Here is a 407-nt window from a genome sequence, read left to right as displayed (position 1 = left end):
GCCTGGACGTCTTCCGATGAATCGGTCGCCGTAGTCACGGCGGCTTCGGACAAGGCGCCGACGGGCGTCTCGGCATCGGTATTCGTCGGCACCTACGCCACCGTGCAGACCCGGAACGCCGGGGAGGTCGACATCACCGCCACGGCGACGTTGGCCGATGGCAGCCGCGCTACCTCGGTCACCCATCTGGTCGTGCAGGCCGCGCCGGCAAAGTCATACACGCTGACCCTGTCGCCGTCGAACCTGACCCTGACCGCTGGCGGGGCGGCGCAGACCGTGACCGCAGCCGTGCGCCGCTCGGATGGGGTCGATGGGATCGCCGACCTGACCAACTGGTCGTGGACCACCGGCGACGCCACCTTCCCCGTGACGGCAGCGGCGGACGGCCATTCGGCACAGGTCAGCAG

1 protein-coding gene is annotated in these 407 nt (G+C 69.8%); it reads left to right on the top strand.

Annotation, left to right across the window (positions count from 1 at the left end):
- A partial coding sequence (locus AC1DCG_RS25160) for a hypothetical protein (RefSeq protein ID WP_477041761.1) occupies positions 1-407 on the top strand: 407 nt, incomplete at both ends.

This window comes from Caulobacter sp. 10L414 (assembly GCF_056395525.1).
Note: the sequence above shows the minus strand (reverse complement) of the source record. Positions and strands in the feature narration are given on the sequence as shown.